Source organism: Saccharothrix ecbatanensis (assembly GCF_014205015.1).
GTDB classification, from domain to species: domain Bacteria; phylum Actinomycetota; class Actinomycetes; order Mycobacteriales; family Pseudonocardiaceae; genus Actinosynnema; species Actinosynnema ecbatanense.
The window spans coordinates 7052852-7066266 of record NZ_JACHMO010000001.1; the positions used below are offsets into that span (position 1 = coordinate 7052852).

Annotated in this window: 17 protein-coding genes and 3 tRNA genes; 9 read left to right on the top strand and 11 right to left on the bottom strand. The window is 70.1% G+C overall.

The features are described from left to right. Positions 1–7 precede the first annotated feature (7 nt). The 4 genes from F4560_RS30455 to F4560_RS30470 all read left to right on the top strand — a co-directional run bounded on the left by F4560_RS30455 (position 8) and on the right by F4560_RS30470 (position 3862). Positions 8–553: an RNA polymerase sigma factor gene (locus tag F4560_RS30455; RefSeq protein ID WP_184925916.1), complete on the top strand. Its 546-nt coding sequence runs from the start codon at positions 8–10 to the stop codon at positions 551–553. Next, positions 550–972 carry a hypothetical protein gene (locus F4560_RS30460; protein WP_184925918.1) on the top strand — a complete coding sequence of 141 codons (423 nt, stop codon included), beginning with the start codon at positions 550–552 and terminating at the stop codon, positions 970–972. Before F4560_RS30455 ends, F4560_RS30460 begins: the two co-directional genes overlap by 4 nt. Then, a complete protein-coding gene (locus F4560_RS30465) occupies positions 969–2525 on the top strand; it encodes a CHAT domain-containing protein (RefSeq protein WP_184925920.1) in 1557 nt (518 codons plus the stop codon). Before F4560_RS30460 ends, F4560_RS30465 begins: the two co-directional genes overlap by 4 nt. Before the next feature lie 314 nt (positions 2526–2839). Beyond that, positions 2840–3862, top strand: coding sequence for a hypothetical protein (locus F4560_RS30470; protein WP_184925923.1), 1023 nt, complete (start codon positions 2840–2842; stop codon positions 3860–3862). Between the two features lie 569 nt (positions 3863–4431). Here the strand turns inward: F4560_RS30470 and yczR are convergent. Further along, complete coding sequence (gene yczR, locus F4560_RS30475; protein WP_184925926.1) at positions 4432–5892, bottom strand: MocR-like transcription factor YczR; 1461 nt, start codon at positions 5890–5892, stop codon at positions 4432–4434. Between the two features lie 61 nt (positions 5893–5953). Between yczR and yczE the strand changes: the two genes are divergently transcribed. Further along, positions 5954–6583, top strand: coding sequence for a membrane protein YczE (gene yczE / locus F4560_RS30480; protein ID WP_184925929.1), 630 nt, complete (start codon positions 5954–5956; stop codon positions 6581–6583). On the opposite strand, the gene F4560_RS30485 is transcribed toward yczE, so the two are convergent. Both F4560_RS30485 and F4560_RS30490 read right to left on the bottom strand, forming a co-directional pair. Beyond that, on the bottom strand, positions 6552–7085 hold the full coding sequence (locus F4560_RS30485; protein WP_184925932.1) for a Clp protease N-terminal domain-containing protein: 534 nt from the start codon (positions 7083–7085) through the stop codon (positions 6552–6554). The genes yczE and F4560_RS30485 overlap by 32 nt on opposite strands. Then, entirely contained in the window at positions 7082–7294 is a 213-nt protein-coding gene (locus F4560_RS30490) for a helix-turn-helix domain-containing protein (RefSeq protein ID WP_184925935.1), read from the bottom strand. The genes F4560_RS30485 and F4560_RS30490 overlap by 4 nt, the downstream gene beginning before the upstream one ends. A 65-nt stretch (positions 7295–7359) precedes the next feature. Between F4560_RS30490 and F4560_RS30495 the strand changes: the two genes are divergently transcribed. After that, entirely contained in the window at positions 7360–8112 is a 753-nt protein-coding gene (locus F4560_RS30495; protein WP_184925938.1) for a protein phosphatase 2C domain-containing protein, read from the top strand. Between the two features lie 42 nt (positions 8113–8154). On the opposite strand, the gene F4560_RS30500 is transcribed toward F4560_RS30495, so the two are convergent. The 4 genes from F4560_RS30500 to F4560_RS30515 form a co-directional block, all read right to left on the bottom strand. Continuing rightward, a tRNA-Phe gene (locus F4560_RS30500) sits at positions 8155–8231 on the bottom strand. Between the two features lie 35 nt (positions 8232–8266). Further along, positions 8267–8340: transfer RNA gene (locus F4560_RS30505), tRNA-Asp, on the bottom strand. Positions 8341–8382: 42 nt separating this feature from the next. After that, a tRNA-Glu gene (locus F4560_RS30510) sits at positions 8383–8455 on the bottom strand. A gap of 200 nt (positions 8456–8655) precedes the next feature. Continuing rightward, the gene (locus tag F4560_RS30515; RefSeq protein WP_033436564.1) at positions 8656–8901 is read right to left on the bottom strand and encodes a hypothetical protein; all 246 of its coding nucleotides are present in this window, start codon (positions 8899–8901) and stop codon (positions 8656–8658) included. A 164-nt stretch (positions 8902–9065) separates the two neighbouring features. Between F4560_RS30515 and F4560_RS30520 the strand changes: the two genes are divergently transcribed. Then, complete coding sequence (locus F4560_RS30520; protein WP_184925941.1) at positions 9066–9644, top strand: hypothetical protein; 579 nt, start codon at positions 9066–9068, stop codon at positions 9642–9644. 271 nt (positions 9645–9915) lie between these two features. Next, positions 9916–10224, top strand: coding sequence for a hypothetical protein (locus F4560_RS30525; RefSeq protein ID WP_184925944.1), 309 nt, complete (start codon positions 9916–9918; stop codon positions 10222–10224). 120 nt (positions 10225–10344) lie between these two features. On the opposite strand, the gene F4560_RS30530 is transcribed toward F4560_RS30525, so the two are convergent. From F4560_RS30530 to F4560_RS45025, 4 genes are all read right to left on the bottom strand, one after another. Next, complete coding sequence (locus tag F4560_RS30530; RefSeq protein WP_015105489.1) at positions 10345–10548, bottom strand: cold-shock protein; 204 nt, start codon at positions 10546–10548, stop codon at positions 10345–10347. Positions 10549–10762: 214 nt separating this feature from the next. Next, positions 10763–11590 carry a glutamate ABC transporter substrate-binding protein gene (locus F4560_RS30535; RefSeq protein ID WP_184929490.1) on the bottom strand — a complete coding sequence of 276 codons (828 nt, stop codon included), beginning with the start codon at positions 11588–11590 and terminating at the stop codon, positions 10763–10765. A 145-nt stretch (positions 11591–11735) separates the two neighbouring features. Beyond that, on the bottom strand, positions 11736–12092 hold the full coding sequence (locus tag F4560_RS45020; RefSeq protein WP_376775362.1) for an oxygenase MpaB family protein: 357 nt from the start codon (positions 12090–12092) through the stop codon (positions 11736–11738). Next, positions 12089–12580, bottom strand: a complete 492-nt coding sequence (locus F4560_RS45025) for an oxygenase MpaB family protein (RefSeq protein ID WP_312869570.1) — start codon at positions 12578–12580, stop codon at positions 12089–12091. The genes F4560_RS45020 and F4560_RS45025 overlap by 4 nt, the downstream gene beginning before the upstream one ends. Before the next feature lie 146 nt (positions 12581–12726). On the opposite strand from F4560_RS45025, the gene F4560_RS30545 reads away from it, so the two are divergent. Beyond that, the gene (locus F4560_RS30545; protein ID WP_184925947.1) at positions 12727–13248 is read left to right on the top strand and encodes an excalibur calcium-binding domain-containing protein; all 522 of its coding nucleotides are present in this window, start codon (positions 12727–12729) and stop codon (positions 13246–13248) included. Positions 13249–13415 lie beyond the last annotated feature (167 nt).

Here is a 13415-nt window from a genome sequence, read left to right on the forward strand (position 1 = left end):
AACGAGCATGCAAGATCGGACCAACACTGAACTGCTCACGCTCGCCCAGGCCGGCGACGAGACCGCGTGGCACGAGATCGTCCGCCGGTACGTCCGCCTGGTCTGGGCGGTGCCGCGTTCGCACCGGCTGAACCCGGACGACGCGGCCGACGTCTGCCAGGCCACCTGGCTGGCGCTGGCCGAGAACCTGACCCGCATCCGCCGCCCCGAGCGGCTGGGCGCGTGGCTGGTCACGACGGCCCGGCGCGAGACGCTGACCGTGCTGCGCCTGCGCGGTCGGGAGGAACCGCTCGACCTGTGGGAACCGCCCGACGACCGGCCGACACCCGAGGACGCGGCGGTGGCGGGTGACGCCGGGCCGAGGTTGTGGCGCGCGTACGCGACGTTGACGGACCGGTGCCGGGAGATCCTGCGGCTGGCGGCGTTCGCGCCGGAACTGTCGTTCACGCAGGTCGCCGAGGCGGTCGGGATCCCGGTCAACAGCCTGGGCGCGACCCGCGGCCGGTGCCTGGCCGTGTTGCGCCGACGCATCGGCGTCGAGGTGGCCCGATGACCACCGACCGTGAACTCCTCGACGCCCTCGCCCACCTCGTCGACAACCTCGACCCGACACCGCGAACCCTTGCCGCGCAAGCACGATCGGCTCTCGACGAACGCACCGGCGGGACCGCGATGCGGCTCTTGTCCGACTCGGCCCGGGTCGATCCGCCAGGCATGCGGGGCAGGGGCGGCACCCGCACGTTGGCCTTCACCGGCCTCGACCTGCGCCTCGACCACGTGACGGGTGGCCTGCACGCCACCGGGCTGGCCCGCGCCGGTGCGGTGGCGGTGGCGCGCTGGCCGGGTGGCGAGGTGACGGCCGTGATCGACCCGGCCGGCTGGTTCCACGTCGACCGCGTGCCGTTCGGGCCGGTCAGGTTCGTGCTGCGCGGTGACGGCCGTGAGCACGCCACGCCGTGGTTCGTCGCATGACGCCCGACCGTTCGCTGGCCCTCGTCGGCCACGCGGAAGCGCTGCTCAACACCGGTCTGGTGCGTGAGGCGAACGTCGTGCTGCGGCAGGCGGTCAACTTCTCCCGACTGCCCGAAGCGCTGCTGCTCGCCGCACGGTGTGCGTTGCGGGACAACGACCTCACCGCGGCTCGCGCGTTGACCGACGAGGCCGAAACCCTGTTCCGCGCGGAGAACCGGCCGTCGTGGATACCGGCCGCGCAAGCCGTGGCGTTGCGTGCGGGTGCGTCCGGTTCACCTCTTGCGGTGGCCGATGCGTGCGACCGGCACGGGCACTACGACGACGCGGCCGAACTGCGACTCACCCACGCGCCCTCGCAGGCGGCGGCGCACCGGCACCAGGGCACGTCCCGGTCCCGGGCCATCGGCTGGCTGGCCCGCGCACGGCTCGCGGAGACCCGGCGTGACGCGGTGGCCGCGTGCCGGGCCGGGTTGGCGCTGCACGACCCCGACACCCACGGAGACCTGGTGGACATCGCCCTTGACCATGCCCTGACCAGCGGCGACGCCCGATCCGCGTGGCGCTGGAGCGAACACCGACCGGTGTGCCCGCCGGACGTCCCGCCCGAGGTCGCCTCGGTGCGCGCCGAACTGCGCCTGGCCAGGGTGCGGCGTGATCGGGACCGGATCGCACGGCTGGAACGCGAGATCCGCCGGCTCTCCCACGTCCCGCGCGTGGTCCGGCGACCGGCCGTTCCGCTGGCTGACGTGGTGGATGCGTTGGGGGACAAAGCGTTGCTGCACTTCATCAGCCATCGGGGACAGCTGCTGGCGGTGTCCGTCGCCGCCGGTCGGGTGCGGCTGCACGATTTCGGCGAAGCCCGGACGACAGGTCGGCACGTTCGTTCGCTGTCACTCGCCGTGGCGCCGCACGCGATAGCCGACCTCGACCGCCTGCTGCGGCCGGCGGGCGACCGGCCGCTGGTGATCGTCCCGAGCCCGGAACTGGAGCGCATGCCGTGGGCCGCGCTGCCGTCCGCCGCCGGGAGGGCGTTGTCGGTGGCGCCCTCGGCGAGTTGTTGGCACCGGGCGAGCACCCGGCCGTTGGCGCTGGCGAACCGCCTCTGGGTCGCCGGGCCGAGTCTGCTGCACGCGCACCGGGAGGTGGAGGCGTTGCGGAGGACGCACGGCGGTCGTTCCTGTTCCACGGTGGACGAGACGTTGCGCGAGATGGTCCACGTGGACGTCGCGCACTTCGCCGCGCACGGCGTGCGGCAGGACGACTTGTTCTCGTACCTCCAACTGGACGACGGGCCGTTGGACGGGCACGACCTCAACGGCTTGGCGCGGGTGCCGTCGGTCGTGGTGCTGTCGGCGTGCGAGTCCGGTTTGGCGCGGGTGTTGTTGCGGCGTGGTGCGCGGGTGGTCGTGGAGAGCGTGCGGGCGGTGCCGGACGACCGGGTGGTGGACCTGATGGTCGACTTGCACGACGGCTTGGCGAACCCGGCGCAAGCGCTTGCGGACGCGCAGGCCCGACACGGTGATCTCGGCTTCGTGTGCGTTGGCGCGGGATGAGCCGTGCCACTCGACGGGACGACACTCGAATGGACTAATGGGACTGCGTGCACCGAATCCACTGCTCAGGCGTCCATTGCGGACACGGGATGGGCGTCCACAAGGGACTTCGGTGGGGATGATCCGATGCGGTGAACACGACGGACTGTGGTCAGCGGCGGGTGTGACAACCCGGACAGCCGCACCCCACCGCCCTTCCGAGTGGGTTCCGGCGCAGATCGTTCGAAAATTCGGTTACCAGTGCTAGACATAGCAGAACGTCGACCTCGAACGGTCCGTCCCGTTCGCCGTACCCGGAACGGTGGTGATCCACAGTGGCTGTCTCCGACGCGGTGCGCCGCAGCGGGTCGGCGCTGCTCCGGGCGCTCGCCGTCGGCGGGTTGGCCACGGCGGCCTGGCTCGCGTGCGCCGGGCTCGCCTCGGCCGGCGAAGATCACCCGGACGAGATCGCGACGACGCTCGACGCGGTGAACGTGGCGCTGGGCGAGCAGCAGTCGGCCACCGCCGACCCACTGCTCGCCGACCCACTGGCGTCCGACCCGCTGCTAGCCGACCTGCCGGCGTCCGACCTGCTCGGCCTCCCGACGTTCGACCACAGTGCCTTCGCAGCGGACTGCCGCCCCTTCGACGGCCCCCTGGACGGCCGCCTCGACCGCCCACTCGCGGTCAACGAGCGCCCGTTCGAAGCCGCCCTCGAAGTCGGGTTGCCGTCCCTGCTGGACGCACCGTCGACCGACGACTCACGCGCTCCGCACTCCGATCCGTACTCCACCCCGTACTCCGACCCGAACGCGGACGCGCCGTACGCCGATCCGTACGAGGACGACGAGTACACCCACCCCGGATTCACGTCCGGGAGCAGCAACTACAGCCACTCGGGCTCGGTGTCGAACACCATGCCCGCCCCGCTGTACGAGGCGAAGGTGGCCGCGAAGGCAGCGGCCCGGGCAGCAGCTTCGGCGCCGCCCGTCGCACTGCCGCCCCCGACGGCAGCTCCAGCCCCGACGGCCGTTCGCGCAACCGCACTGGCCGGCTTGGACCTGCTGCCCGTATCCGCTTCACCGGTCTCCCAGACCACGTCGAACGCCGACGTGGTCTGGGAGGTGCCGAACCCCAGTGCCCCCGCACCCACGCCGAACCAGGCGCCGGCGCCCAGTGCGCCGACTGCGTCGTCTTCGAGCAGTGCGGACAGCGGTGGTGGTCACCGCGGTGGCCTCATCGCGTCGTTCAGCAGCCAGTCCGACCCGAAGCCGTTGGCGGCGTGGTCGACCGAGCGGTGGGACGGCGGGCGATCTCCAGGCAGCGTTCCCGGGCTGCCCAGCACGTCACCCGACTGAGTCAGACAGGACCCGTGTGCCCAGAGCACACGTGAAACGACCGTCTGCCAGTCATATCCCGCATTAACACCGTCGCGCAGCCGTGCAGTCGCTTCGCAGCAATTGACGCGCTGGCGCACGCCCCAGACTTCCCGTCCTGCCGACCGCGCCCTGGCAGGAACGGGCAAGGTCCCATCGCCGCGCTGCCCCCGCGGCGAAGGGATCGCACGGGAACCTGCGGCAGGGGACGCCAATCCCTGGAGCGTCCCCGCCGCAGGTCCACGTTCCACCGTCGGGTTCCGGCTCATCGAGGGGCTGCGCCGGGACCCGACGGGAATCGCGTACACAATCGGGTGATCATCACCGAAATATGTACGGAAACACTGTTACCGCACCTCGGTTAAACCATGAGGAGTCCCGCCAACCACCCGACACACCTCCACCCGACACACCTCCAGCCAGCCACCGCCCCGCGAGACAGCAGCGAAACGCCCCGGAGACAGGCACAGGCGGCAGGGACACGGGTGACAGGACGCAAGCGGCAGGGACTCAGGCCGCGGGACACAGGCAGCGGGACAGTCGGCAGGCGCCTAGGCGACAGGAACGGTGACGTCAGCCTCGCCCGCCGGCCCCGTACCGGCCACCGACGCCGCCACCAGACCAAGCCGGCGGGCGGCGTCGCGCAGGACGTCCGGGGGCTGGACGAACGGCAGCCGGAGCCAGCGCTCGAAGCCACCGTGTGCGCCGAAGCGCGACCCCGGCGCCAAGCGGATGCCGTGATTCTGCGCGACGACCGCGATGCGCGTGCTCACCGGCGCGTCCAGCTCACACCACACACTGAGCCCGCCCGAAGGCGTGCGGAAACGCCAAGCCGGGCAGTGTTCGCGCAGGCCCTCGATCAGCACGTCGCGTTGGGCCGCGAGCTGGGCGCGGCGTTCACGTAGCGCCGGTTCGGGGTCGGCCATCAGCTCCGCCAACACCAGCTGCTCCACCACCGCGGAGCCCAGGTCCAGGGCCGTGCGGGTGGAGATCAAGCGGTGGACTACTTCGGGGGTGGCTCGGATCCAGCCGATCCTCAGGCCGCCCCAGTGGGATTTGCTCGCCGAGCCCAACGTCACGACCAGGTCCTCGGCGAACGACGCCATCGGCGGCGGGCCGTCCAACGGGTCGCCGTCCAGGTCCAGTTCGACGACGGTCTCGTCCACCACCAGCGGTGTGCGGGCGCGGCGGGCTATGTCGGCCAGTTCGGCTCGACCCTCGGCGTCCAGACGGTGCGCGGTGGGGTTGTGGAAGTCGACCACGACGTACGCCATGCGGGGCGCGGCTTGGCGCAGGGCCGCCGCGATGCCGGGCAGGTCCCAGCCGGTGTCGGTCATCGCCACCGGCACCGGGATGGCCGAAACGGCCTTGATCGCGTCCAAAGCGTTGGGGTAGCTGGGCTGCTCGACCAGCACCCGGTCGCCCGGACCGGTCAGCAGCCGCAGCGCCAACGCCAGCGCGTGCTGCGCGCCGCTCGTGATCACGATCTGGTTCGGCGACGTCGGCAGCCCACGCGCCGCATACCGGTCCGCGATACGTTTCCGCAGCTCAGGCAACCCGTGCTCGTAGTAGCCGTGATCGGCCAGGTACTCCGGCAGCGACCGCCGGACCTGGTCGAACGCCGCCAGCAACCCCGGCAACGCAGGCGGCGCGGCACGGGCGAAGTCGACCATGCTCTGCCCAACCAACGGGGTGTCCGGCGCCACCCCCAGACTCCCGGTCGGCAGGCTGATCCACGACCCCGCCCCGCGCCGACTCGCGACCAGACCTTCCGCCCGCAGCTGGTCCAGTGCGGCCGTGATCATGGTCCGGCTCACCGGCAGCACCTCGGCCAGCTCACGTTCCGCCGGCAACCGCGTACCCGCGGGCAGGCGGCCGTCCAGCACCAGCATCCGGACCGCGGCGGCCAGGTCCGCCGAGCCGTGACGTGTGCCACGACGTCGCCACTCACCGAGCAATCGGGCCAGACGGAAGCCGGATATACGTCCACCTGGTGGGACGTTGCGATTCATAAGGCCAATTATTGCCGATTGGCTCTGGAATACAAGGCCAATCTCGACGAAGGATAGCCACATGCTCGCCGCACTCACCCAGGTCCCGGTCACCGTCTCGCCGCTCCGCCGCATCCCCCAACTCCTCGCCGGGCTCTGGCTCTACGGCGCGAGCATGGCGCTCCAGATCCGCGCCACCCTCGGCCTCGACCCGTGGGACGTGCTGCACGAGGGCCTGACCAAGATCACCGGCTTGTCCTTCGGCACGATCACCGCGCTCGTCGGCCTCGTGGTCCTGCTCTGCTGGATCCCGCTCAGACAGAGACCCGGCGTCGGCACGATCAGCAACGTGATCGTCATCGGCGTCGCGGTGGACGTCAGCCTGGCCATCCTGCCGAACCCGGTCGAACTCCTGCCGCGCATCCTCTTCCTCACCGCCGGCATCGTGCTGAACGGCGTGGCCGCCGCCGTCTACATCGGAGCCCGCCTCGGCCCCGGCCCGCGCGACGGCCTGACGACCGGCTTCTGCGCGCGGACCGGGACCTCGTTGCGCCTGGTCCGAACCGTCGTGGAACTGACCGTGCTGGCGATCGGCTGGCTCCTCGGCGGCACGATCGGCGTGGGCACGGTCCTCTACGCCGTCACGATCGGGCCACTGACCCAGGCGTTCCTCCCCCTGGTCACCTGGGCGAACGAGCGACCCGCTTCCTGACCTCCGTGTAACTCACCCCGCGCGCCTCCAGCACCTCGGCCACCAACCCGCGCTCGGCCAGCAGCGCCAACAACAGGTGCTCCTGGCCGAGCGTGCCGTGGCCGAGCTCGCGTGCCTCGACCAGGCTGCGCACCAACGTGTTCTTCGCCGCTGCCGTGAACGGCAGGTGGTTGCCGAAGAACCGCCGCCGACGTCGTGGCGCACCGGCCAGCGCACCTTCACCGTGCGACCGTTCGACCGACGCCACGATCTGGTCGACGTCGATTCCCAGGCCTCGCAATGCCTCGGTGTCGGCGTCGCTGAGCCCGCCCTTGCGCCGTGCCGCCGCGAACGCGTCGACCACTTCGTCGCGTGGCAGCGCGAACTCGGCCAGCACGGGCGCGTCGAGCAGCGCCAACGCCAGGTGTTCGGGCCCGATCTCGGACGAGTCGAGCCGTTCGGCCTGCACCACCGCCTCGTGGACGGTCTGGCGCGCGGCCCTGGTGAACCGTTCCCCGATCATCGGTCTCCCCCGTGCTTCTTGTGGACGGCCTGCCGGGTGACCCCGAGTTCGGCCGCGATCTCCTGCCAGGACCAGCCGCGGGCACGAGCGTTGCGCACCTGCACGACTTCGAGTGTTTCCAGTAGTCGGCGCAGCGCGCTCACCGCTCGCAGCCCGACCCTGGGGTCTTGGTCGCCCGCCGCCGAGGCGAGCTCGGTTGCCTCCGTCATGCCGTCAACTTTGGTTGACAAGCGCCGGTTTGTCAACCCAGGTTGACGCACTAGGCTCGACGTCGATGCCGGAGATCACCACCGCCGAACGGCCCGGAGTGGGCCGGGACGGCTTGCCGCGCCCCACCGAGGACCGCATCGTCCGACTGTCGAACGCCGTGGTCCTGCTGGACGGCGCCACCTCGCCGACCCCGCGCGAACGGGACGGCGGCTGGCATTCGCGGCACTTGGCCGAGGAACTGGGAGCCGACCGGACCTGCCTGGACGGCGATCTCGCCGACGACCTGGCCCGTGCCATCGAACGCCTCGCCCGCCACCACGGCCTGACCCCGGGGGATTCACCGTCGAGCACGGTCGCGATCACGCGCTGGACCGACACCACCGTGGACGTGCTCGTGCTCGCCGACAGCCCGGTGGTGGTGTTCACCGACGCCGGCTTCGAGGTCGTCGCGGACAACCGGCTGCGTGACCTGCGCGGCAAGGTCGACCGGATCACGGACTGGCGCAACCGCGAGCACGGCTGGTGGGTGGCCGAGGCGGATTCGGCCGCCGCACATCGGGCGGTCCGCGCGAGTTGGCCGCGCGATCGGGTGCGGGCAGTCGTGATGGCGACGGACGGCGTGTCCTGCGGCGTGGACGACTACGAGTTGTTCGACTGGAAAACCGTGTTGGACGTCACAGCGAAAATGGGACCGGAAGCGGTCTTGGACGAGATTCGCGCGGCGGAAGTGCGAGATGCCGATCGGCAGAAGTGGCCGCGGCCTAAAGTCCACGACGATCAGGCGTTGGCCGTCATCCGATTTTCTGCGGAGAAATGAGAAAAGCCCCTCGCATCAGCAAGGGGCTTTCTCGAACGGGTCTGGTGGCCAGGGGCGGGGTCGAACCGCCGACCTACCGCTTTTCAGGCGGTCGCTCGTACCAACTGAGCTACCTGGCCAGGTAGCGGCTCGACCAACCGGCCGAACTGCCTTGCGACCCAGACGGGACTCGAACCCGCGACCTTCGCCGTGACAGGGCGACGCGCTAACCAACTGCGCCACTGGGCCTTGCTTTACTGCTTCTCACTGTACTCGACTAACTGTACTACGTGCCCCCAACGGGATTCGAACCCGCGCTACCGCCTTGAAAGGGCGGGGTCCTAGGCCGCTAGACGATGGGGACCTAAGTTCCTCCGGCAGCCCTTGGGCCACCATCTTCCCAGGCCCTCCACGCTGTCCGGTGGAAGCATCGTAAGCATAGGGCACGAGTGTCCACACCTCCAAAACGGGGGTGGCACAAGTTGTTGACCTGCGATTCCACCGCGCGCACGGTGGCATCGGCCCCTCTCGGACGGGTCCGGGAGGGGCCGACGGCCGCACGTCCTACCGCTGCACGGGCGGCGCGCCCCCGTCCTCGCCCGGTGACAACCCGAGCATGTCGAGCAGCAACCGGCAGTCCTCGGCACTGGTGGCACCGCGCGCCACCGAGAGCCTGGCCCGGTGCACCTGCTCGTCCGAGATCCGCGATGGCTCGCCTGTCCGCTGGGTCGGCACCCCACCGCCGCCCGGCCTGGACATCGTGTCGTCCTGGTTCCACAGGAACTGACGCATTTCTAGGGACCCGCTCATGACGCCTCCCCGACTTGAGGTTGGCGCGAGGCTAAGCGAGCCCGTCGGACCACCGCAGCCCCCCGCAGAGTGATTCGGGGGCAACGGAGCGTCACTTTCCGTGTAGGCCAGTCGGTGTCAAGCGTCCCGTGATGTGCTTGACGCGAACGAGGAGGGTGCAACCCATGACCGAACCGGTACCGGGGCAGACGCCGGAACCCGCCGTGACGGATGCCGCGGCCGTCACCCCGCCGGCCGCGGACCCGTCCGCGGCGGAACAGCAGCCGACCGAGCCGACCAAGACACCCGAGCGGTCCGATCAGCCCGAGACGCCCCCGGCGGACGCCGCGGCCACCGGACCCGAGCCGATGGACGCCGCGGCCACTGGACCCAAGCCGGCGGAGCCTGAGCCGGCGGAGTCCAAACCAGCACCTGCCGAACCGGCGGAACCCGAGCAGGCGGCGTCCGAGGCGGACGGAGCCGAAGCAACCGGGCCCGACGCGACTGAGCCAGACGCGACTGGACCCGAAGCGCAAGCCGAAGGCGGAGCGGGCGCGGGAACCGTGCCGCCGAACCCGCAGGAGTTGTTCGGCAGCCTCTCGCTGTCCGCGATCGAGGCGGACATCGACCGGTTGATGAACGACAAGATGAGCCAGCTCGACGGGATGCTCGCGGGCCTGGAGGACCTGGTGCAGCGACTCGAGGGCGAGATCACGAACCTGGAGCCCCCGCCGGACGATCCGACTACCCCGACTACCCCATAGGGGTATCACCGCCGGTGCGGTCCGAAGGGCCACATCGGGGCCGGGTACGGGTTTCCGCCATCGACTACCTGAAGATTTCGGTCCAACCCACTCCCCAGTCCCACCTGCGCGTGCAACAATCCGAATTGCTGACACACCCCCGGTCAGCGCCTGTGGAGATCCCCTCCGGCCCCCGCGTTCCTCCCCCTGGCGCGGGGGCCCCTCCATGCACACATCTGTGACCCAAGCCACAGTTTGAGCGGCTCCGCAATCCAACCGTTATCGTGACGCGGTGCCTCTTGGATCCCTTGGGCGGTCGAAGTCCGGCCGCCACCGCCCGTCCGACCGTGAAGACGAAGTCGTGCCCGCCGACGACGAGCTGGAGTCGTACCTCGCGGCCCTCGCGCCGGAGACGACCGACGCGGAGACGACCGCCGGCACCAGCTTCGGCAACGCGCAGGTCTACCAGCTCCGCCTCCAGCTGATGGCGAACGAGCAGCTGAAGGAACTGGCCGCCGAGCGGCAGACGTCCCCCCAGGCGCTGGCCACCGAATGGGTCATGCAGCGACTGGAGTGGGAAGCCCGCCAGCGCGGCTTCTAGAAGTTCCACACGCAGACAGGCCCCCGACCATCCCGGTCGGGGGCCTGCGTCGTGCTGGAACGTTGTGGTGCTCGAACGTTGTGGTGCTCGAACGTGGTGGTGCTGGAACGATCGCCGCGATCAGACCTTGCGCACGTTCTGGGCCTGCGGACCCTTGGTGCCCTGACCGATCTCGAACTCGACCCGCTGGTTCTCCTCCAGGGTGCGGAACCCCTGACCCTGGATCTCCGAGTAGTGCACGAAGACGTCCGGCCCGCCGTTCTCCTGCGCGATGAAGCCGAAGCCCTTTTCGGAGTTGAACCACTTGACAGTGCCCAGTGCCATGTACCTGCCTCCATCGCAGGGAAGCTTGGGGCTGCACCGTGCAGCCCCGGCCGTCCCGGGGCGTTTTCCCCCACCAACGGGAGCGGAGGCGGCACGCCCGCGTGTCGTTCCGCGAGCGTGAGACACGAACACAGAAACCACGGCCTGCGTGGCTGAGCGTATCGGTTGGCCACGCCCAGCACTACTGCCCGGAAGCCTTTGGTCCACCCAGGATCTACTTCTCGGTCACCTTGGGCGGTTCGGGCAGCTGCACGTCCGCTTGGCCGATGTTCCGCTCCAGCGCGGACCGCCATTCGCCGGAGCCGACCATCTTCTCGATGGCCGCGCTGACCTCCGCGCGGCCCTTCGCGTCGCTCTTGGCGAGGCCGATGCCGTACCGCTCGGTGGTGAACGGTTCGCCGACGAGCTTGAGCAGCTCGGGGTTCTCCGCCACGTACCCGGCCAGGATCACCTCGTCGGTGGTCACCGCGTCGACGTTCTCCGCGAGCAGCGCGACGACGCAGTCGGAGTACTGGCCGTACTCGACCAGCTGCACGTCCTGCGCGAACTGCTCCTTGACCTTCTGCGCGGACGTCGAGCCGGCGACCGAGCACAGCTTCTTGCCGTTCAGCGTCTCGGGACCGGCGATCTGGTCGTCGGTGTAGCGCACCAGCACGCCCTGGCCGGTCTGGAAGTAGGGGCCGGCGAACGACACCTGCTCCTTGCGCTTGTCGGTGATCGAGTAGGTGGCGACGACGAAGTCCACGGCGCCGTCCTCGATCAGCTTCTCCCGGTCGGCGGAGCGGGCTTCCTTCCACGTGATGCCGGATTCGTCGACGCCGAACTGGGCCGCCACGTACTTGGCGACGTCCACGTCGAAGCCGACGTACTTGCCGTCCAGCCTGCGCTGCCCCAGGCCCGGTTGGTCGAACCGGATGCCGATGGTGAGCTCGCCGTCGTCGGCCTTGCCGGCCAGGGTGTCGCCGCTCTCGCTGCCGCACGCGGCGGTCAGGGTGAGGGCGGTGACCAGCGCGGTCGCGGGCAGCATTCTTCGGAACAGCATGAGCTGGGGCCTCTCGGGGTGCTCGGACTCGGGCTCTCGGCGCAGGCGCGGATCGACGCACCGGACGTTGCCCATGCTAAGCAAAGTGACTGTGAAAACAGGTGCCGCAAAGGTCGCAGTGGCCCAACTCACTAGGCCGTTCAGTCTACCTGGGCAGCTGCGAACGCCTGGGCGCCACGTGGCAGCCGAGCCGGCGGATGGCCTTGTTCACGTGACCTTCGGGCATGCTCCAGCGGATCGGCGCGGGCACGAGCAGTGCGGCGGTCCGAAGTCCGCGCAGGAGGGCGGTGGCGGCCGGTTCGGGGTACGGGCGGTGGCCGTGCAGGGCGATGGCCCACGGGGGCAGCACGGAGTACGCGAGGTGGCCCAGCAGCGGTTCGTAGGCGTCCAGGCCAAGGCGCAGCACGCCGGTGACTGGCGGGCGGCGCAGGAACCGGTACACGGTCTCGGAGTCCTCGGTGCGCTTCAGCTCGGGGAGCATCGCGGCGAAGTAGTCGCTCATCTCGCGGGCGCTGCCGGGCACTTCGTCCTCGTGCAGGCCGACGAGGGCGGCGGTGCGGCGCTGCGGCGCTGTTCGTCGTAGTAGCGGTCGACCTGGGTGTCGGTGAGGCGGTAGCCGGCGCGGCGCAGGACCGTGACGAAGCTGTGGACCTCGGCGCAGTGGACCCAGAGCAGCAGGTGGGGGTCGTCGATGCGGAACGTCCTGCCGGTGGCGTCCTTCGCGCGGAGGGTGCGGTGCAGGTCGCGGACCCGTGCGGCGGCCCGTTCGACCTCTTCGGTGGAGCCGTAGCTGACCGTGCCGACGAAGCTCGCGGTGCGCCTTAGGCGGCCGAGCGGGTCCTGTCGGAAGTTCGAGTTCTGCACGATGGCGGCGACGGCGCGCGGGTGCAGGGCTTGGAGGTAGAGGCTGGCGATGCCGGCGACCCACATCGCGGGGTCGGCGTGCAGCTGCCAGGTCACCGTTCCGGGTCCGAGCAGCCCTGCGTCCACTCGGCCGATGGTGTCACGTGCGGCGGTTGACGTCACCCGTTCGAGGCGGCCTTAGCGGGCTGACGGCGTAACGGGCTGGGGCGTAACGCCTTTCGCCTGGCGAACGATTTCACGTGACACCGTGGAGCGTCGAAGCGGGTGCTGGGATGAGCAATGGCAAGAGCGTCGCCTTCGCCGGGGTCGCGCTGTTACTCGCGACCGGTGGACTCGTGTCCGTGGCGCTCACGGTCAACGAGCCCCGGCCGGTGGACGTGCGTCGGGTCGACGCGAGTCCCGCGGTGCCCGGAGTGCTGAGCGCGAGTTACACCACCACGATCCAGGCGACTCGTCCCACGACTCCCGCGGTGATCGCCATCCCGCCACCGCCGCAGCCTCGTCCCGTTCCGGCTACGACCACCGTCGTGCCGACGACCACCGAGCCGCCGCCGCCACCGTCGTCCAGCGTTCCGGAGGAGACCACGTCTTCCTCCCCACCGACTTCGGACGACCACTGCGACCCCGCGTACGTGACCGAGGGCCCGTGCGTGCCGAAGCGCTTCCCGCGTGGGGTGTGGCGCAAGTGCGAGTGGCTGTACGACCAGGGCACCACCAAGATCGAAGTGGTCGGCTGGGACCACCACTACCTCGACCGCGACCACGACGGCATCGCCTGCGAACGCTCCGACTGACCCGCGCCGCCGTCCTGAGCGTTGAATTCAGGGGTCCTGAACGTAGGACACGGTGGTCCTGAACGTACGACTCACGCGTTCTGAACGTAGGACTCACGCGGGTTGGGGGTGAGTCCTACGTTCGGTGCGGGTGAGTCCTACGTTCGGAACGACCGTGTCCTACGTTC